The sequence below is a fragment of the Coleofasciculus sp. FACHB-712 genome (genome assembly GCF_014695635.1).
Taxonomy (GTDB): Bacteria; Cyanobacteriota; Cyanobacteriia; order Cyanobacteriales; family FACHB-T130; genus FACHB-T130.
Window position 1 is genome coordinate 1 of the sequence record NZ_JACJOQ010000407.1, and the last position, 19,565, is coordinate 19,565.

Annotated in this window: 13 protein-coding genes and 1 pseudogene; 9 read left to right on the forward strand and 5 right to left on the reverse strand. The window is 46.7% G+C overall.

Going from position 1 to position 19,565, the window contains the following annotated elements; translation table 11 throughout:
- Positions 1-810, forward strand: an 810-nt coding sequence (locus H6F50_RS12180; RefSeq protein WP_190428903.1) for a cyclic nucleotide-binding domain-containing protein, incomplete at its 5' end; no start/stop codon positions are given.
- Positions 811-852: 42 nt separating this feature from the next.
- Here the strand turns inward: H6F50_RS12180 and H6F50_RS12185 are convergent.
- Entirely contained in the window at positions 853-2,598 is a 1,746-nt protein-coding gene (locus H6F50_RS12185; protein ID WP_190428904.1) for an NYN domain-containing protein, read from the reverse strand.
- Between the two features lie 114 nt (positions 2,599-2,712).
- Here H6F50_RS12185 and H6F50_RS12190 point away from each other — a divergent pair, with 114 nt between their 5' ends.
- From H6F50_RS12190 to H6F50_RS12205, 4 genes are all read left to right on the forward strand, one after another.
- Complete coding sequence (locus H6F50_RS12190) at positions 2,713-4,221, forward strand: UbiD family decarboxylase (RefSeq protein ID WP_190428905.1); 1,509 nt, start codon at positions 2,713-2,715, stop codon at positions 4,219-4,221.
- A gap of 47 nt (positions 4,222-4,268) precedes the next feature.
- A complete protein-coding gene (locus H6F50_RS12195; protein ID WP_190428906.1) occupies positions 4,269-4,814 on the forward strand; it encodes an SH3 domain-containing protein in 546 nt (181 codons plus the stop codon).
- A gap of 350 nt (positions 4,815-5,164) precedes the next feature.
- The gene (locus H6F50_RS12200) at positions 5,165-5,539 is read left to right on the forward strand and encodes a transposase (RefSeq protein WP_190428907.1); all 375 of its coding nucleotides are present in this window, start codon (positions 5,165-5,167) and stop codon (positions 5,537-5,539) included.
- Between the two features lie 119 nt (positions 5,540-5,658).
- Positions 5,659-6,384 (forward strand): hypothetical protein, encoded by a 726-nt coding sequence (locus H6F50_RS12205; protein ID WP_190428908.1) that lies wholly within the window; start codon positions 5,659-5,661, stop codon positions 6,382-6,384.
- Positions 6,385-6,418: 34 nt separating this feature from the next.
- On the opposite strand, the gene H6F50_RS12210 is transcribed toward H6F50_RS12205, so the two are convergent.
- A complete protein-coding gene (locus H6F50_RS12210; RefSeq protein WP_190428909.1) occupies positions 6,419-6,724 on the reverse strand; it encodes a hypothetical protein in 306 nt (101 codons plus the stop codon).
- 208 nt (positions 6,725-6,932) lie between these two features.
- Here H6F50_RS12210 and H6F50_RS12215 point away from each other — a divergent pair, with 208 nt between their 5' ends.
- Both H6F50_RS12215 and H6F50_RS27070 read left to right on the forward strand, forming a co-directional pair.
- Positions 6,933-7,262 (forward strand): hypothetical protein, encoded by a 330-nt coding sequence (locus H6F50_RS12215; RefSeq protein ID WP_190428910.1) that lies wholly within the window; start codon positions 6,933-6,935, stop codon positions 7,260-7,262.
- Between the two features lie 154 nt (positions 7,263-7,416).
- Positions 7,417-7,527, forward strand: a pseudogene (locus H6F50_RS27070) (ISAs1 family transposase); the annotation flags it as partial.
- A 190-nt stretch (positions 7,528-7,717) separates the two neighbouring features.
- On the opposite strand, the gene H6F50_RS12220 reads toward H6F50_RS27070, so the two are convergent.
- Positions 7,718-10,480 (reverse strand): MHYT domain-containing protein, encoded by a 2,763-nt coding sequence (locus tag H6F50_RS12220; RefSeq protein ID WP_190428911.1) that lies wholly within the window; start codon positions 10,478-10,480, stop codon positions 7,718-7,720.
- A gap of 237 nt (positions 10,481-10,717) precedes the next feature.
- A complete protein-coding gene (locus H6F50_RS12225; RefSeq protein ID WP_190428912.1) occupies positions 10,718-12,583 on the reverse strand; it encodes a DUF3685 domain-containing protein in 1,866 nt (621 codons plus the stop codon).
- Between the two features lie 580 nt (positions 12,584-13,163).
- Between H6F50_RS12225 and H6F50_RS26520 the strand changes: the two genes are divergently transcribed.
- The gene (locus tag H6F50_RS26520) at positions 13,164-13,667 is read left to right on the forward strand and encodes a peptidoglycan-binding domain-containing protein (protein WP_199292118.1); all 504 of its coding nucleotides are present in this window, start codon (positions 13,164-13,166) and stop codon (positions 13,665-13,667) included.
- 198 nt (positions 13,668-13,865) lie between these two features.
- Here H6F50_RS26520 and H6F50_RS12235 read toward each other — a convergent pair whose 3' ends face one another.
- The gene (locus tag H6F50_RS12235; protein WP_190428913.1) at positions 13,866-15,791 is read right to left on the reverse strand and encodes a hypothetical protein; all 1,926 of its coding nucleotides are present in this window, start codon (positions 15,789-15,791) and stop codon (positions 13,866-13,868) included.
- A 336-nt stretch (positions 15,792-16,127) separates the two neighbouring features.
- Here H6F50_RS12235 and H6F50_RS12240 point away from each other — a divergent pair, with 336 nt between their 5' ends.
- The gene (locus tag H6F50_RS12240; RefSeq protein ID WP_190428914.1) at positions 16,128-19,475 is read left to right on the forward strand and encodes a pentapeptide repeat-containing protein; all 3,348 of its coding nucleotides are present in this window, start codon (positions 16,128-16,130) and stop codon (positions 19,473-19,475) included.
- The last annotated feature ends 90 nt before the right edge of the window (positions 19,476-19,565 follow it).

Consider the following 19,565-nt stretch of genomic DNA (forward strand, 5'->3'; position numbering starts at 1 on the left):
GTTTTATCTTCTCCGGCTCCTAAAGTTTGGTTTAAAGGTTTTGGGGAAAGTTCTTTAGATTTTGAGCTATTAGTTTGGATCGATCGACCGCAGGGTAGCGATCCCATTAAAAGTTCTTTAAATTTTTCCATTGAGCATGAATTCCGCGACCGAGGAATCGAAATTCCTTTTCCCCAGCGGGATATACACATTCGCAATTTAGAAGAAATAACACATCGGTTTCATAAAACCAGCGCCACAGATGTTCCTAATGGTAAAGTCAGTTCTCACAATAGTACCATCGCACCCAACCCCAAAGTTCTTCCCAAATCCCCCGATAATTGGACGCTGCGCGATTTGTTGCGAAGAGTTACTTTCTTTGAGTCGTGTACGGATTTAGAACTGCGGCAATTGATTGAGTACGGATATCGACAACTGTTTCCAAACGGACAGGTTGTTTGTCAAGAAAATGACCCCGGCGATTCATTCTATATTATTTTGACTGGCTCTGTAGAAGTGTTTTCTCAAAAAGCAGAGAAATATATTGCAACGCTTCACAAAGGCGAATTTTTTGGAGAAATTTCTTTATTACTGGGAACTCCGCGTTCTGCAACCGTTCGGACTGTGGAAGATGCGATTTTGTTTGTCGTAGACCGCAACGATTTACAAAAGCTTTTAGTCACTCATCAGGAGTTAGCCGATCAGATTGCCCAAAAATTATCAGAACGGCAACAGGCATTACGAGATTTGGGGTTACTGACAGAAGAAGTTTCTGAACAAACTCCTTTAATCCGAATTCGCCAACGAATTCAAAGCCTTTTTGGCATCTAAGAATTAATTCGCTTAAGATAGGCAATTGGATTGACTTTTGATTTAGGAGTTTTGAGCGATCGCTACTTGATATCCTTTATTGATTTTCTCCACATTGAAGCAACTACAAGACTTTAGAAACTGAGAGAAACTCCCTTCAAACTTTAAGTATTTGATAATCTCAGATACTGATTGATTATATTTTTTATGGAATTCTGATCCTAAAGTTTCTAGGGGAATATATTTTTTTAAAGATTCAGATGCTAGACTATTTAACATATTTAATAACACTTGTTCCAGCTCAAGACAGGAGTTAATTTTAGATGAAGAGGCGTGAGCGATCGCTACCCAATAACCCTGCTTATTTTTTTCTACTTTTAATGTAGAACATGACTGTAAAAATTGGGTAAAATTAGTACCTGGTTTTAATTTTTTCACCAGTGCAGTTGGGGATTGACCATATACTTTACTGAATTGTCCACCCAATAGTCCTATTGAGATTTGAGCATCTAGAGACTGAGCTTGCATTGACTGAATAATATTCAAAACTGCATTTTCGAGTTCTGCTAGAGAATTGATACTAGATAAAAGGTGACGTTTCTCCTCTAATTTCCATTCGGGTTTAGGTTCTTCTGGTGCTTTTTGGAGGTGAACAAAAGTTTGTTGTTCGGGTTTAATATTATCAGTATGTAAGTCCGAATCTTGTTTAGTCGTTTTGGGCAATTGACTAATTTTAAACAGTGTTATATATACTTCAGATGTTTCGGGTAGTTGATGAACTACAAAATCCAAGGGTTTATCTATGAAAATATCCTTATCTGTCTTACCGGGACTATAAGTATCAACAATCTGATTGATAGTAATTTTGTGCTTTTCGTAAAATAGCTGAGATAATACAGATAACTTTACCCAATAAATTTTAGCCCGTTCTTGTTCTTCTACGAGCAGGGATTTTAAATAACTAATACATTGCATTAACGGTGGAATAACGGGTAAGTCTTTGGGCGTATAAGTTTCAATTTTACCTGTTTTATAGTTAGATACAGTTATATTAGAACCTTGTCGAAAAACCCGATATACCGTTAGCCCATATTTCTGAAGATGATTACATAGATTGGTCATCACCGTATCTGATGAACAAACTAAGACTTCCTTAACTTTTGGGTAATGTTCGCGGATTGATAAGCCAACTGCTATCATTTTTCCATCAGCGTTATCCCTACCAGCAGGAACGTGAATTAAATCATAGCCACGTTCATGCAATTCCGCATCTAATTTACCCATACGCCGCCAATTTGCAAAGGCAATTTTAACTTGGATAAAGTAAGTGCAGACGGTTGTTAAAAACTTTTCTGTTTCGGTATCGAGTTGTAAGTTTTCGGCATCCAAAAGCAAAATTGCGATATGTTGCTCTGGAATCAGCACTCGCGGCGCTTCTAGTGGATGTGAAAAGGCTGATCCATTTCTGGGAGCTATTTCAGATGCTGAATCGATTAAGATACGAAGTTTTTCTATTAATTTACTAGATATCGGTAATTCTAAACATTGAGGAGTTAAGATTAATCGCAGTAACTTTTGTACTGTTTTAATTAGTGTGTCTCTATCAGGTGCTTTGTTGAATTCTGTTTGCAATTTTAAGAGGAAGGAGGATTGGTAAGGAGCATCACTCCAGGGAACCTTCCGGTACTTTTCAGTTAATAATTTTGGCTGCTGTTTCTGAATAAAAATAATGGTTTGATAGATACAGGAACTAATTTCATTAATGACAGTAGAATCATTTACCGAGGTCGCGCGAACGTTATCTGGCATAGTTTTTTGGGGCTATATTGAGGCGGCTTACCCCTGAAGTCTCTAGGGAGCGCTTTTAGGTTTAGGATTCCCCTCATAATAAAAGAAAGTGCTTTATACTTCTTAATCTTTACTATGGCAAGAGACTTGCGGGGATTCATCAAGCTACTGGAAGAACGAGGGCAGTTACGGAGAATCGATGCCCTAGTTGACCCAGATATGGAAATTGCTGAGATTTCTAACCGGATGTTACAACGCGGTGGCCCTGGGCTGCTATTTGAAAATGTAAAAGGGTCAGCTTATCCGGTAGCGGTGAACCTGATGGGTACAGTTGAACGGATTTGCTGGGCGATGAATATGCAGCATCCGTTGGAGTTGGAGGAACTGGGCAAAAAGCTGAGTATGTTGCAACAGCCGAAGCCACCGAAGAAGATTTCTCAGGCGGTGGAATTTGGCAAGGTGCTATTTGATGTGCTGAAGGCGAAACCGGGGCGCGATTTTTTCCCAGCCTGTCAGCAAGTGGTTATCCAAGGCGATGATCTGGATCTGAACCAATTGCCGCTCATTCGTCCTTATTCTGGGGATGCTGGCAAGATTATCACGTTGGGCTTGGTAATTACCAAGGATTGCGAGACGGGGACGCCGAATGTCGGTGTTTATCGCCTGCAACTGCAATCGCACAACACGATGACGGTGCATTGGCTATCGGTGCGGGGTGGTGCGAGACATCTACGCAAGGCGGCGGAACAGGGGAAAAAGTTGGAGGTGGCGATCGCACTCGGTGTTGACCCTCTGATCATCATGGCTGCGGCAACGCCGATTCCAGTCGATTTATCAGAATGGCTGTTTGCCGGACTCTACGGCGGTTCTGGGGTGCAGTTGGCGAAGTGTAAGACGGTAGATTTAGAAGTGCCAGCCGACTCGGAATTTGTCCTAGAGGGCACGATTACACCGGGGGAAGTGCTGTCAGATGGCCCTTTTGGCGATCACATGGGTTATTACGGCGGTGTCGAGGATTCGCCATTGATTCGCTTCCAGTGTATGACGCACCGCAAAGACCCAATATATATGACAACTTTTAGCGGTCGTCCGCCAAAAGAAGAAGCGATGATGGCGATCGCGCTGAACCGCATCTACACGCCGATTTTGCGACAACAAGTTTCAGAAATTGTTGATTTCTTCCTGCCAATGGAAGCGCTGAGTTATAAAGCGGCGATTATATCCATTGATAAGGCATATCCGGGTCAGGCGCGACGGGCTGCTTTGGCTTTTTGGAGTGCTTTACCTCAGTTTACTTACACCAAGTTTGTGATTGTCGTAGATAAAGACATTAACATCCGCGATCCCCGTCAAGTGGTGTGGGCAATTAGTTCTAAAGTTGACCCGGTGCGAGATGTTTTTATTTTGCCGAATACGCCTTTTGATACTTTGGATTTCGCCAGTGAAAAAATTGGTTTAGGCGGACGTATGGGAATTGATGCGACCACGAAAATTCCTCCTGAAACCGAACATGAATGGGGCGAACCTTTGGAATCCGATCCAGATGTGGCGGCGATGGTGGAACGACGCTGGGCAGAGTATGGTTTAGCCGACTTGCAATTAGGAGAAGTTGATCCGAAATTGTTCGGCTACGATATGAAGTAATTGTTTGGCACCAGCACTAACGCTGGTGTTAAATAATTGGGAAAATTATGGCTAAAAAGGCGAACAAGGCAGCATCAAAGCTAACCGTAGGATTAGCGCTATCTAGCATGAGCTGGGTTATCAATACTGGCACGGCTAATCTTAGCGTATTAGCACAACCAGTTAATGAAAAAAAATGCGATATTTCTGCGGTTGTCATAGACAAAGATCCGCAAGGTTTAAATGTGCGTAGTGGCCCAAGTAATAATAGTCGAATCTTGGGAAAAATCCCCACATACGAGTCAGTTGATATCATTGCTTCTTCTGGAAATTGGGTAAAAATTAGGAATGCTTATAGAGAAATTGGTGGCTTTCAGGGAACTGGCTGGGTGTTTTTGCCCATGTTAGGCACCTCAACGAGGGGCTATGAAACGAATGGGGTTAATCTTTATGCCAGTCCCAGTCAGCAAAGCCGAAAAATTGCACGAGTTCCACGTAGAACCGATGTTAAATTAATAGGCTGTCAGGGACAATGGGCGCAGATTGAATATCGAGGTGTTAAGGGTTGGCTGAAAAGTGACGATCAATGTGGTGTAGGCACAACCTGTTCTTAATTGTTTTGCGGGGTTCAATAGATTAGGTTTATGAGCTAGTGCGATCGCTATCAGACGCAGATGTGGCTTGGGCTGATAAATTGTTGCGATCGCAAGCTTTACGGTAGTTCAAGCTTGAAGAGGCGCGTAGGAGGAAGTCTGAGGCGATCGCGATCGCCTGCTGTGTCTTTTCTATAGCTTAAGTAAATTTTATTGAGAATAGACCCACAAAGCCCCAAGGTTGACTGCCTTGGGGTTTTGCTTTACCAATTACAGGCGATCGCATATCCCAAATGGCTTACAGACGCCAATAGGCAGTTGAACGTTTGAATTTGTAATCCATCTTAAAGCTCAGAGTTCTGAGTTTTAAGATGACACGAAACCACGAGGATTGCATTGCCCTTCTTGAACAAATTCGCTGGGGTGGAAAGCCAAAGTGTCCCTACTGCGAATCAACTAATGCTACACCAATGAAGAATCAACGCAGATACCACTGTAATACGTGCTTTACTTCATATAGCGTTACAGTTGGTACTCTTTTCCATAAAACTTATGTAGACTTGGAAAAATGGTTTCTGGCTATTCCTCTGGTATTAAATTCGCCCGAAAGCATCAGTGTACGTCAGCTTGCTAAGGAGATTGGGGTTAACAAGAACACAGCCTGTTATATGATTGCGCGTCTCCGTAAAGCAATGATTGAAGAACCGAAACTGCTACAAGCGCTTGTGGAAGTCGAGCAGTTATAATCTTGTGGTTAAACTTGAGAATATCCGCAAGAATCTACTGGCAATGCTTTCAACTGTGCAGATTTATCTGAGTATTAGCCTTGATCTATGTGTTCAAGGCGTTAATCAACAAGGAGGGTATGATGTTGCTTGTAGCTATTTCTAGTTCTATATCAGTTGCATTGATTCTATTGCTTTTTGGAATTGTAATTGCTGGGGCAGTCTACCTTAGTAGTTGCGGTTCAACCAATGTCAATTTTAATTTTGTTGCATCAATGAGCTTAGTAGTTACTTTAAGTGCGTTTATTATGAATTTTGCTCTTATCCCCTTTTTTAAAAAAGTAGAAGAAGAAGCAAAACAAAAAACCCAAAACGATTTAATGTCAGGAATCACACTTGAATTTGAAAAAATTAAAAAGGATATAGAAAAATCCGGAATTTCTACCTCAGCAGTTCAAGAGTTAAAAAAAGAAATAGACGGTTCTTTAAACAAAATTGAAGCCTTTGAGAAACGCGGTGATGCTTCTAGAAAAGCTTCAAAATGGTTGAAACCTCGAAATAGACGAAAATTAGCGATGCAATTAACCTATTTTGTAAACAATAATACAGACTTTAATATTAGAGAAGAAAAAGAATTTTTTGGACATATGTTAATATGTATAACTTGGCTTTATTCCTGCCTAAAAAACAATTCAACTCAAAAAGATATTAAACCCGATTTGAAAGGATATGAACCTAACAAATTTATACTATATGAAAGTGGAATTAAGCACCTTGAAAAGCTGATACCAGAAACATTGCCATCTGAATCATTTGATATGATAAAATTTTATACAGATCAACTGTTGGAGTATCTTAATACATAAAGAATATAAGATAAAACTAGAAAAAATATCAAATTTATTTAGGCTTACGCCTCCTAAGTAGCCAACGATTTAAGGAATCGGATAGCGTCCAATTTGTGCTATTCTTTGTATCTTCAATTAATTTATCATGTTCTTGATGCTGTTGTCTTTCATGGGCAACGAGAGCAGCATGCTCTTCAGATAAACGGTCTTCAATACTTGTTAAACGCTGGACAATATTGTCACGCTGATTTTTTGGTAAGTTAGCTATCTCTGAATGTAAGCTATTCTTGAACTCACGGAGAGCTTTCAAAGTATTAGATAAATCTTCTATGAGGTCTGATAAATTAACTATTGGCATTTGATTTTTATGAAGCCACACTGGATAGGAAACTTCTTCTGATAAATAAATGTATTCATCTATCCGTGGGAAGTCACTATCTATGGATGGGACACTGAAACTTTATCTGTTCACCTGCACAAGGAATCAAACGTTTTGAAATATCAGGGATAATACGCGATCGCTCTCCTCTGCCACAATGAAGAAAACTTTTACACACAATATTCTTATGAGTACCCAAGTCACTCTTACCCTGCCAGATGAGGTTTACCGTAGAGCTGAGCGACTGGCACAACTAAGCAGCCGAGATGTCGCTGATGTCCTGGCAGATACAATTGAGCTTTCACTATCACCACTTGGTATACAGTCGGAAGCAATTAAACCAATATCAGCCTTATCTGATGATGAAGTGATGGCTTTAGCGCAGCTTCGGATGGAACCGGATCAAGACCAAAGTCTGAGTAGACTGTTGGACAGACAACAAGATGGGACACTTACACAAACACAACGTTCCGAGTTACTAGCGCTGATGCAGGTTTACGAAGAAGGCTTGTTATAGAAAGCCCAAGCAATGAGTGAAGCAGTACGACGCGGCTTGATGGAACCTTGTCGAACGAGAGGGCTTTCGGGATGGTCAACACTTTCATGATTGTCAGTTTTACATCAGCACTCAATCCCTGTGTGCCAACCAATTTCTAGCCGACACCATTGGACATTGGGGTATTGAAAACCGGCTCCATTGGGTTAGAGATGTTACCTTCGCTGAAGACTTTCCACCCCGACGCCGTGGCAATGCTCCGGTTAATTGGGCAATTTTACACAATTTTTTCATTACCATCGCCAGATTTCTTGGTTTCCGAACTATCCCTCAGGCGCAACGCGCTTTAGCCAATCAACTCTACCAAGTTTTTTCTCTTCTTGTATGAAACCACCCTGAAGCGAGGAGGGGCAGGGGTGGAGTTAAACTCCCCGTCTCTAGACGAGATTGATTGCGTCAGGAAAAGATTTTCCTATTTATCCGCATCGTCTGGATAAATGGGCGATCGCTGCCACCAATGCTAATGGTTTCACTGGCTTCGCGACGTGTGTCTGAAAGCCAGCTTTGACAGCCCGCGAGCGATCTTCTTCTCTGGCATACGCTGTCAGAGCCAAAGCTGGAATTCCCTTTTGTTGTGCATCCAGCGCCCTAACTTTGCGGATAAAAGTATAGCCGTCCTCGTTCGGCATATCGATGTCGCTCACCAGGACATCCGGACGCCAATCCGAAGCATCGTCAGTTAAGACTGCCATTGCCTCTTTTGCGGATGCAACTGCCATCACTTCGCCTCCGTAGTGTTGCAAGATAACCGTCAGCAACTCACGGGCATCGGCTTCATCATCTACTACCAGCACTCGCAATCCGTTGAGTCCTGGAGGACACTCTGAGAGTCCTTCGTCGTCTCTTGTCCAGAATCCCTGCTCGATATCCTTTGGCTCGATGAGGACAGCGAGGATCGGCAGCTTCACTGTAAAGGTTGCGCCTTTTCCTTCTCCCGGACTTTGGGCAAAGACCGTACCTCCGTGCAGTTCTATCAAGTGGCGGGCGACGGCTAACCCCAGTCCCAGTCCGCCGTATGACCGGGTGATGGAGCTATCAGCTTGACGGAAACGATCGAACACATAGGGGAGAAAGTCGGCAGCGATTCCCTGTCCGGTGTCGCTGACTTGAATCTCAACCCAAGAGTTGCTCCGCTCCAGCCGCACCTCGACTCGCCCCCGTTTGGGTGTAAACTTCACTGCATTCGACAGTAAATTCCATACAACTTGCTGCAAGCGGTCGGGATCGCCGCAGATTAGCCCTGCGGAGGAATCAAGAAAAGACTCCAATCGAATCGACTTGGCAATAGCCGCCGGTTGGATGGTCGCGATCGCAGCTTCAATGACGGAGGATAGCTCCAGCGGACGGACATAAAGGCGAAATTTCCCCTGAATAATCCGCGAAACATCCAGCAAATCCTCAATTAGCTGTGTTTGCAACCGAGCATTACGCTCAATTGTCTCCATTGCCCGCACAATAATCGCTTCGTCAAGCTTCCGAGTCCGAAGCAACTGAGTCCATCCCAGCATTGAGTTGAGGGGGGTGCGAAGCTCGTGAGAGAGGGTTGCTAAGAACTCATCCTTCAGGCGGTTGGTTTCTTCAGCTGCCATTCTCGCCTGTTGTTCGTAAACGAGCAGTTTTTCGCGCTCTTGTTCGGCTTGCTTGCGCTCGGTAATGTCTATACAAGAGCCGATATAACCGACAAAGCTCCCGCCTGGAGTCAGCCGGGGAACGCCTCGATCGAAAACCCAGCGATACTCGCCATCAAAGCGCCTCAGGCGGTATTCCATGTCAAAATTTTCGCGGGCATCAAAGGCAGTGCGGTATGTTTCTACACACTCCTGAAGATCGTCAGGATGGAGGCTTTGCGTCCAACCCATGCCGATTGATTCTTCTAAAGTCCTGCCAGTAAAGTCGAGCCAGCCTTTATTAAAATAATTACAAGTTTTGTCGCAATCGCACATCCACAACATCACGGGAGCCATATCTGCCATCAGGCGAAATCGTTGTTCGCTTTCCCGCAGCGACTCCTGCGATCGCTGGCGCTCGGTAATGTCGCGGTAAGCGATCGCGATACCCGCTACACTCTTCACATCTAGTAAATTATTGGCGATCGCTTCAAAATCTCGCCAAGAGCCATCGACTTTCTGGATGCGAAACTGTGCGGTAATTTTGCTGGTTGGAGAGTTGCTAGTTGGAGAATTCAGTGCATCTGCTAATAGTTTCTCTCCTTGGGGGCGATCGCTCGGATGAACAATTTCAATTGCTTTTTTCGAGAGCCAATTTTCCGGTTCGTAGCCCAAAATCGATTGAATGGAGGCGCTGGTGTAGCGAATCGTGCCATCAGCTGCAACAATCACAAGAATGTCAGAGGCATTCTGCGCTAAAGCCCGGAACCGCTCTTCGCTTTCCCGCAGTGCCTCTGCTCTGGCAAGCTCAATTTTTAGCCGTCGATCGAAGACAGAACCCAGCAGCGCTAGCGCCAGCACGATCGTCGTGGCAATTCCAATTTCAACTGCCAGCCAAGAATTGTCCATCATCAGGGACAACTCCATCCCGGAGGGATTGGTTGATTGATAGCTTACCGCTGCCATCCCGGTATAGTGCATCCCTGCGATCGCGCATCCCATGACAATCGCGCTGCCGATCTTTCGCAAGTTCCCGATTAATGTCGCCGCTGTACGCAGATGAAAAGCTAACCACAAGGCGAGCCAGGAAGCACTAATGCCGATCGCCATCGAAACTGCTACCAGTCTAAGGTCATAGGTAACGGTCGCTTCTAACCGCATCCCCGCCATGCCTGTATAGTGCATCGCGGCAATGCCACAGCCCATGAAAATGCCACCCGCGAGTAATCTTCGCCAACCCATTTGTTCGCGGCTAACGATATACAAAGCTGCGCCGGAAGCGATCGCTGCGACTCCCATCGAAACCAAGACGGTGGGGAAATCGTAAGCCATTGAGATTGGCAGGCAATAGGCGAGCATTCCGATAAAATGCATCGACCAAATGCCACTTCCCATCGCGATTGCACCTCCCGCTAGCCACAGCTTCCGCCCACGTCCTTGAGCCGCCGTGACTCGTCCCGCTAAATCCAGCGCCGTGTAGGAAGCGGCGATCGCGATCGCCATCGAAAGCACAACCAGACGTAAATCGTAGGTTGCTATCATCTCTTGGGCTGCATCATTGATTCCCTTCATCTCTATACTGAACGCTGAGATTGTGGTGGCAGTCGCAATCTCTCACGATCGGATTGCCTAATTCAAGTGTTTAAATTTTATCGGAGCAGCGGTTGAAAACTGTTTAACCTTCAGGAATAGCCTGAGTATATCTTCCTATGAGTTAATCTTATGGAAATCGAGGAGAAGGAACAGAGAACGAGGTAGAATGCCCCTGCACCCCTACCCTTTTTACTTGTCCTTTTTCACCTGCCTTTTTTACTTCTGGCGTTCGCCATTTTTGCCAAACCGAGTTTCTTGTAACGTTGTGCCAATGCCTTGAATGATGCCGCGTCCAATTAAGCCAATGCCTCTGCCGATTACTTGCGTGAGGACGTAAACAACACCGCTACCTAGGAAGGCAACCGTTGAGCGCAGACGTGGCGCGATCGCATCTCTAGTTTCTAGCGCTAGCGTACAAGCGAGTTGGGCACCCCTGAGTTGCTGTAATTCATCAGTGCGGGGGGCATAAATAGAGATTTTTTTGATTCCAATGCCACCTAGCGCTAGCAGAAGATATCGGCTTTCAAAAATTGCGGTTGGCTCACCCACATATCTTTCTAAACGATATTTCCACGATAGATTGTTCCGAAATCGAGCAATTTCCCGCGATGAAATTAACCGTCTATCGTAAAAAATCTGCTTAATTGCTTCCACATCTGCGAAATAGTTCAGCAGGGGTTGGACAACGCTATTGGCAATTTGAATTAATAAATTCTCCAAGATAACTTCTGCTCGATCCCGCGCTTCCGGTGTCCCAAAAGAGTAGGAAACATTATCAATCATCAGCGAAGTTTGAAAAAGCAAATAGTTGATGATTTCGACAACCAGAGGAATTTTATCTAGAAAAGATTGTTGAATAATTGTTGCATCGTGTAACAATGTATTGACAATATCTACTTCAAGCTTTCCAACTTGAATTGTGCAATATTTGCCAAAAAAATCAGTGGTAGACGCTTGCCACAAATCCCGCAGAATCAGCGAGTGCTTCAGAGCGATCGCTTCCGGCTGTAGCTGGGAAAAGCGCAGTTCCTCTAAGACATCCTCGAATTTACGCAAGATCAGATAAAGCAATTCCCGTTTCTTTTCTTCCAGCAGAATATCAATTTCCAACGGAGAGCCAGTCAGATTTTTTAGCCCAAATTGAAGTTTATTTAAAGTAGCGTCTAGCAGGGGGCTGAGGATCGAGGATTCAGAAAGTGCTGAGGACTGAGTCGCGAGTGTTGAGTCTAACGAGGGATTATTTCTTCTCCTCGGTTCCGGGGTAGGGAGAGGAATCCCACTGCGGCGATCGCGACTTCCCGATCTAGGTGGGTTGAGGAGGTCATTCGGGTTTTCCCCAAGGGGGTCAGTAAAACCCGTCCCTGCCACCTGATTTCTTGCGCCGGTCGTCGCCACAGGTAACAGCTGTTTGACCAGCCAACGGGCTGTCCGCAATTCTCGTCGCCGTCCCGTTAGGATGAACCAGTCTAGTGTCGAAAGATTGGGGTTTTGTACTTGGTTTGTCACCTGGGCGATCGCGGTATCGATTTGCCGTAGTCCCGACTGACGGATTTGCCAGAGCAAGGATGAACGACTTTGTATGACATCTGAGGCTTCTACAGGCGCGTCGTTTTGCGTCTGTACGAGTTCTGACCAGTAAACTTCCCCAACGGCTACCTGACGAAGCGCTGGAACCAGAACCGAGAGATCGGTGCCTTTGGGGCAATAGCCCTCGACGCCTAGGGTTCTGGCTGCTATCAGTTCCTCTGGCGTGAGTCGTTGGCTGAGAAGGAATATCGGTAATTTCGGGAATTGCGTCTTTAATTCCTGGCACAGCTGCAACCCGATCGATCCCCCCAAAGACAAGTTAGAGCGACCTAGGTTTAGTTCTAAAATCACCAGATTTGGAGCGTTGTCTGTACCAACTCCATCTGCCAAGGTCTGCAAAGCGTCAGCAACGCTATCCGCCTGGGCAACGACTTGCAGGTCGGGAAACGACGCCAAAGCGGTGCTAAGACCCAACCGAAAAATCGGGTCATCATCGATTAGCATCAACTTGAAGCGGCGAACAGTCCCAAGGGTATCCGCTACGCGATCGCTCATCAACAACCTCCTGCTTCACACCGCTTTCTCCCTGCTATAACAGATTACTCATTCCAGGGGCGATGCGAACAGAGCGCGATCGCGTACCTTGGAAGCGAGGATAACGCCTCGCGCAGAAAAAGTCAGTTCGCCACGCTTGTACTTTCCCTTGTATTTTCCACAGAGCGCGATCGCTGCTATCTAACTATTTTTTTGGGAAATTTATCTTAAATCGTCCTAATTTAATCTTCCCCTCTTTTTAGTTCAAGCTAAAGAAAAAGTTGTAGATTTTATAGTGGACAAGACCCACGAAATGTGATTAGGGCGGGCATTGCTCCCCCTGCTACTACAGAAACATCATCATCTAGTTCTTGTATTGAAAATTGAGTGGCTATTTCTATAGTCAGATATTTAGCAATTAGAAGCTCTAACTATAGAATTATGCTCAGACTCGACATCTCCTATAAGCTAACGAAGACATACAAAAGCTGGAAATCATTCAAAGCAAGAAGCTTTGGATGAATCATAAATAGGAGGCTTTCTAAGCCACAAACGGTGCATTTATGAGCATCTTGTGTTTTTGAAAGAGGAACTGACGCTGATGACAGCAAAATTTTTTAAGTCAACCATCAAATCCCTGAGCATTCTTTCTGCGGTTGCCTCGCTCCCGCTACTCTTGAACGGGATGAGTGCAAACGCTGCCGGGATTAGTGCTTCTCAGATCAACCCTGAGATCGAAGAAATGCCCATTGATATGCACGGTGGGAGCTATGAACAGCCAACAAGACAAGCGCAGCTGATTCCCGATCCCACCGGGCGTAATGAAGGGCCAACTGTGCCCGCTGAAAACATAGCACCTGCAAAATTTAATCCCCTTGCCCGCTATTCTCCCTCACCCGCGCCGATGCTAAAAAGCGGTAGTCAGGGAGCAGTAGTGACAGAAGTTCAGACAGTATTAAAAGATCGAGGACTCTATAAAGGCGGAATTGATGGCGTATATGGGTCGCAAACGCGCTCAGCCGTCATCGCCTTCCAGCAGTCGAGAAACTTAAGCCCGGATGGGATCGTTGGCCCTCGGACTTGGGAAGCGATGATTGCAGCTTAAAGCAGATACAGAACGATGGGCACGCTCCTGCTGGAGAGTGCCAATAAAAGAGAAAATGCTGAAAAAGTCAAGCAGCTAAACAAACAAAGGCTGCCTATGCAGCCTTTGTTTGTTTAGCCCCAGGATGAGAGGCTGGGGGGAATTGTCCAAACCTTGGGAAACTTTACTGTCCCTTCTCGGTGAGGGAGATCGACAGCGTCAATAATTCCCCTCCGGCTCACTATTCGTTTGAGATTCAGAGGAACTGTCTTCGATAGACTGCTGAAGTTCAGCTGCCTTTTGTCTTTCTATTAAAATGGCTTCTCGTTCAGATGCCCAACGAGCGATCGCTCCTTGCGCTTCTCGATACAGTGCCCGACCGTAGCGAATCCTAGAAGCCTTATTAATTGCCGCAGTGAGCCGCCCATTAGCCGCTAAAGCGTTCGCCTCGTTAAGAATCGGCGTATCTTCAGCGATTTGAATTTGTGTTACCCAATCGCTCAGCGATGCCTGTGCCTCAGAGTACAAAGCACGTCCAGGAGCGATTTTGGAGGCAGCTGCAACCGCCGCCTGGAGATTTCCCTGCTGAGCCAAACCTTTCGCTAAATCTAGGATCGGTCGGTCTTCCATCGTTTGGATAGCTTTCGTCCATTGGGCGATATAGGTTTGTGCCTCTATCCGCAAAGGCTGACCCAGCTTAATCCGGCTTCCCTCCTCAACCGCCGCCCTCAAACTTTCTAGAGTTCCCGGTGTTGCCAGCTGTTTGGATCGGGCAAGGGCGATTCGGTCTTGAATTTGTTGAATTTGCTTCCGCCAGTGGGCAATTTGAGTTTGGGCTTCGATGCGTCCGGGTCGTTTGGGCGCGATCGCTTGGGCTTGGCTAATCGCAAATTCAAATGCCAACGGTTGATCGAAGCTGGCTATTGTTTCGGCAAATTGCATTTGCAGCCGATCTTGTAAATTAGATTGCCAAAGCGCCTCGGTCACTCGTGCTTGCTGGCGAAGCGGACTTTTTGGGGAAATCTGACGCAGCGCCGCTTGCGCCTCTAGGAAGCTGAGGATTTTATTTTCCTGAGCAACTGCATAAGAACGACTCAGTTGAATCCAATCTTGAGCTTCCTTATAAACTGAAGTCTTCGGAGGAATCAGCTGGGCGGCGGTAATAGCACGGTCAAACTCTTCCTTCTCGAAATGCTCGGCAGTTATTTTTAGCAACTCCTGGCTCCAGAGATTGATTTCGGCTTTTGCCTTTGATTTGACATAGGTGTTGGGGTTCACCTTTCCTGCCAGGGCGATCGCTGGCGCGTATCCCTCAGGTGTCTTGGCTTCGGCAAATGTCTGCGCCTCTTCTAACTGTTGCCAAGCTTTTTTTTCCTGAGTCATCCGATCGATCAGTTTATCCAGTTGTTTTTGATCCCAGTAGCGGTTATCGAGGCGAGACAAAGCCTGTATTTGCAAAGAAGCTTCAAACCACTTTTGTTCTTTTAAAGTTGCTAAGAATTTTTTGGTAATCTCCTCACCCTTCCGCCAATCCCCTTGCCATTGTTTCATCGCTGCTTGCACCTCTGGATACAAGGGGCTAGAGGAGGGAACTTGGCGGGCAATGGCGATCGCTCCCTTTAAATCTCCTTGGTCAATTTTCTGACGGGCGATCGCCAAGAGCGATCGCGACCAGTCTTCCATCAGCCGAGTCGCTTCTGGATACACCGGGTTATCGGGGGACAAGCTCTTGACGAACTTCATTGCCTCCACCAGCTGCTCTAACTTGCCCGACTGAGCCGCCTGCTGGGCGCAAGTCAACCGATCCATTTCCGGAGCCAAAGGCGACATATTTTTACAGTTAACTTGGGGAGGAATCGTTGCCAGCAAGAAGAAAGCCGCGAGTGCCGTCCCACCCAACCCGAAGATGATACTCAGCCACAACAGCCACCACTGCCAAATCTTATTTCGCCGTCTCAGCGGTGTCAGAGGCGGCTGCATCGCTGAGGCAGGGGCTTCAGTTTGCTCCGCATCCTCGTCCCGGAGCTTGGTGGCAGATGCGCTGGCATTCGAGACGACTCTAATTACCAGTTTGCGTCCCTGCCGTTGCCGCAATCGGTTTGCCGTGCGTACTTGAAATTCATGTAATTGTCTTTTCACTACCATCTCACTACCACTACCCTTGAGTCCTCGTTTTGCTGCTCCTGCTTGATGACATCGATCCGGAGCCGAATCGCCGTCAGCGTAAAGGGTCTAAAACTGATAATAAAAGCTTTAAGTTTGTAGGGGTAAAGCTTTTGTGAGTGAATTTAGAGATCGAGCTGATTTTTTGCACCCGTGCTTCGCTCTTACATAAGTTATCCTGAAATTCAACTCAATTAGGGATGATGAAAAACAGCTTCTACCCCATTCATCACGATTGGTCGGCACACCAGCCGCCTACACTCCCGATAACATGACTAATAAGTGGCATATTGAGTTATTTCCTAGAATTGAGGTGGGATGAGCCTTAGCATTCGGCATTGGCTGGCGGAACGCAACATTGAACTGGCAACCTTGAGGCACCCAGGCACTCAGATTGCCGGGATTGCCTTTCGCATTGTCCGGGATATGGAACTCAAGAGCCTGACACCTTTTGATATTAGTGTCTTAGCGGAAGTCTTAGAACTACCTTTGAGAGCAGCTTGGGAAGTGGCAGGCGTAGCTTCCCAACTTTGTGTGGGGTTGCTGCGTATCCTGAGTCAAAAAAAGCCCCTGAAGCGCAACGAAGGAACCTGGCTAACTTTCCAAGTTGCTTACCTGAACGCCTTACAAGGAATTTTAGAACAAGAATCTCAACTGAGAAGACCGTGGTTGTCTCGTGCAGGCGTCCCAGGCGAGTCAGAAGACTTGTACGGGCAGGTCTGGGATGCGCCCCTTTCCGATCCCCAGTTGCAAGCCTTACTGAAAACTTTGCGTCCCGGACGCCTCACCGATAGTCAGGCAGAACAAGCGCTGAGTATGGTGGGCGACTCCTTTCTCGTGCAGCAGATGAATAGTACGGGCATTGCCTGGTTGATCGCTAATGGTGCCGAGGAAACAGAAGCCAAGCTAATCGCCCAACGCCTGGTTCACGGACTCCCAGGATATTTACTTGCCGCGATCGCTGAAAATGCCTTGCCGCTGGCACAATTACAGAAATTTGTCCAGCTAGGGAATTTATCAACTTGGCAGGATACTCCTGGTGCGGGAAACCCGGAGCGGAAGCGTTCTGGGTTCTCCACCACTTTGAATTTTGAGCCAAATCAAAACTCAGACTTAAACACGCCACAATTTTCGCTGAACCTCGAACGAGAACGCTATCGAGCCAGCCTTCTACAATCTTTGAGCGAACCGTTACTGGCAGAACCTTTTGCCCTAAAGGATTTATACGTCCCCTTGAAGGGAGTGCTGCTCGAAGAAAGCTCCACCCGGTTAGAGACGAAAAATCCCAAGTCAGATCCGACCACGACACCGCTTGCCGCTAACGCCGTACCTGCGAAACCCGTGGATTTAATGGAGTGGGTCACGGCTCAACTCAATGATACGAGCAGCATTGCGGCGATCGAGAGTCTTCCGGGCACGGGCAAGACCAGTTTTTGCCAAATATTGGCATCGACCGTTGCTCAGGAGCTTTACCCTAGATGGATGCCAGCGTTTATCCGACTCAAGGACGCTACCTTGGGGCAAACTTTGGAGCAAACCCTGAACTCTGCCTTCCCTTGGGGCAGATTTACAGATGCAGATGGTTGGCTTTCACCAATGCATCCTCCTTGCTTGTTGATTCTGGATGGCTTGGATGAATTGCCCCGCTCAAGCCACGCAGGGCGTCATTACCATGCCTTCCTGAACCAGCTGATGCAGTTTCAAGGGGAAGCAATGGCGTCTTTTGAGGGCACGCCCCGCCACAAGATTATTCTGACCAGCCGGACAACTGGAAGAGAAGGAGAATATTTCGATCTTGCCTCTACTCTGATACCTTTGCCTCACGATTTGCGGCGGCGGATTGCAATTCAGCCAATGGAACACGAGGAGTTCCGGGAGTGGTTCAAGCAGTGGTCGAAACTGCAATCGAAAGCGATCGCTCAAGGATATTTCGCCTTTGTCAAAGAAAGAGGCGGCTTTTCGACTCGTCCCGTTGGCACCCCAGGCGCTGCTAACGTACTCGCCGCCCTCGTCCGCAAGCCTTTGATGCTCTATCTACTGGGTATCTTGCATCGAGATGGACTGCTCAACGACACGATCTTTCACCTGACATTACCCCAAGCGAAGTTTGAAATTTACGACCGGATTTGCCGCTGGCTTTTGGCATACCCCGAAGCTGGCAGCGGTTCCATGCCTTTTGTGATTCGGGAAGGTCTGGCTCATGCTTACCGCAGCAATGATGCGATCGCTCATCTCCTGCAAAACCGACGCCCCCAAGACCTACGCCACCAGATGCAAGTGGCGGCACTGACCATTCTGCAAACAGGTCGCCATCAAGCCCCCCAATCCGCTGTAGAGGCGACCTTTACCAGAATGGTGACGGAGTCACAGAAACCGATAAACCCCCGCTTACAGCCGTCAGATGACACCCTGCCAGCCTTTTTCTTCCACACTCATCACTCAGCGATCGAGTTTTCTCACCGCAACCTGGGAGAATATCTCTGCGCTGAAGAAATTGCCACTCAGCTGCAAGCCCTCACCCTACCAGTCCAAGATACCTACGGTGAATTCACCTTTGCGATCCACTCGCCGGTTAATGTAGCCCAGCATCTTTATCAATTACTGGGTTATGGCGTATTGTCAGTTGAAATCGAAGACATGGTAATTGAGCGACTGCGGCGGATTTTTGAGCGCAACCCGGCTCAGTTTAGCTTCAATGTTTTGTTTGAACGCCTCTATCGGTTTTACCGCACCTACTGTCGAGGTCGCTGGCTAGATGAAGGAATCGCCCACCAGTGTCATACCCAGTTGCAGGCGTTGCACAACCCCTTAAAAATCTTGCAAATCGATGCCGCCGTTGGGCTGAATGTCTTCTTGTTGCTCAGCGCGATCGCAAAGCAGATGCGCGAAGCACATCTCGGTCATCGGGCAACGCAGATTTCTTTCTGGCCTTGCGGCAACCCCGACCTGCCATCTGAATTTGACGCCGAAGCACTGCTGACTTTAATCGGTCGCACTGTTGTCCTATCTCCCACCGCCTTTTGGCAGAGGGCGCGGCACAGCCTCAGTCAATTACAGCTACGCTCTGCCTGTTTGAATCATGCTCTGTTAGCAGAGGCTAACCTCTGGCAAACTAATCTGTTAGCGGCTGAGCTAGCAGGAGCCAATTTAGCAGGTGCCAACCTCCAGCAAGCTAATTTGTCTTGGGCGAATCTCTCCGGTGCTGACTTATCAGGAGCCAATCTTGCTGGAGCAAGGCTTGAAGGGGCAAACTTAACCGGCGCTAACCTGCAAAGAACTAATCTTACGTTAGCGAACATCACTCATGCTTGTCTGTTTCAAGCCCAGTTAGATGACCAGAACCACTACTTTGCCAGGAAAAATGGTGCCCTATTTTCCTTGGAAGAGTTCCAGGCATACATTCAAAGATTACCCCGTCTCAAACAGGCTGGAAGCGCTCAGGACAAAGGCAGTGCAGATTCTGAACCTACAGTGTTTCTGATAGAAAGTGCCGAAGGAGAACCGATGTTGCCAGAAGCACCTACGGAGGACGAAGACGATGAAACGGTGATTGCAGAAACTTCTTCTACCCTAGGGGAACCCTTAGCATTCCAAGAAGCTCCGAAGGTAGATTCCCAATACGATGATGAGACGGCGCTAGTAGAAAACCCTCAACGAAGCAACTAGCTGTTGAGGGTGTTAAAAACTCTAGAACCCTATGAAGTATTCGTTAGGTTTCGCTAACGCCCAATCCCACTTACTAGCGCTAGTGGGTCT

Coding starts and splice junctions, on each gene's coding strand:
- H6F50_RS12185 (WP_190428904.1), bottom strand. CDS start 2,598: ATGCCAGATAACGTTCGCGCGACCTCGGTAAATGATTCTACTGTCATT.
- H6F50_RS12190 (WP_190428905.1), top strand. CDS start 2,713: ATGGCAAGAGACTTGCGGGGATTCATCAAGCTACTGGAAGAACGAGGG.
- H6F50_RS12195 (WP_190428906.1), top strand. CDS start 4,269: ATGGCTAAAAAGGCGAACAAGGCAGCATCAAAGCTAACCGTAGGATTA.
- H6F50_RS12200 (WP_190428907.1), top strand. CDS start 5,165: ATGACACGAAACCACGAGGATTGCATTGCCCTTCTTGAACAAATTCGC.
- H6F50_RS12205 (WP_190428908.1), top strand. CDS start 5,659: ATGATGTTGCTTGTAGCTATTTCTAGTTCTATATCAGTTGCATTGATT.
- H6F50_RS12210 (WP_190428909.1), bottom strand. CDS start 6,724: ATGCCAATAGTTAATTTATCAGACCTCATAGAAGATTTATCTAATACT.
- H6F50_RS12215 (WP_190428910.1), top strand. CDS start 6,933: ATGAGTACCCAAGTCACTCTTACCCTGCCAGATGAGGTTTACCGTAGA.
- H6F50_RS12220 (WP_190428911.1), bottom strand. CDS start 10,480: ATGAAGGGAATCAATGATGCAGCCCAAGAGATGATAGCAACCTACGAT.
- H6F50_RS12225 (WP_190428912.1), bottom strand. CDS start 12,583: ATGAGCGATCGCGTAGCGGATACCCTTGGGACTGTTCGCCGCTTCAAG.
- H6F50_RS26520 (WP_199292118.1), top strand. CDS start 13,164: ATGACAGCAAAATTTTTTAAGTCAACCATCAAATCCCTGAGCATTCTT.
- H6F50_RS12235 (WP_190428913.1), bottom strand. CDS start 15,791: ATGGTAGTGAAAAGACAATTACATGAATTTCAAGTACGCACGGCAAAC.
- H6F50_RS12240 (WP_190428914.1), top strand. CDS start 16,128: ATGAGCCTTAGCATTCGGCATTGGCTGGCGGAACGCAACATTGAACTG.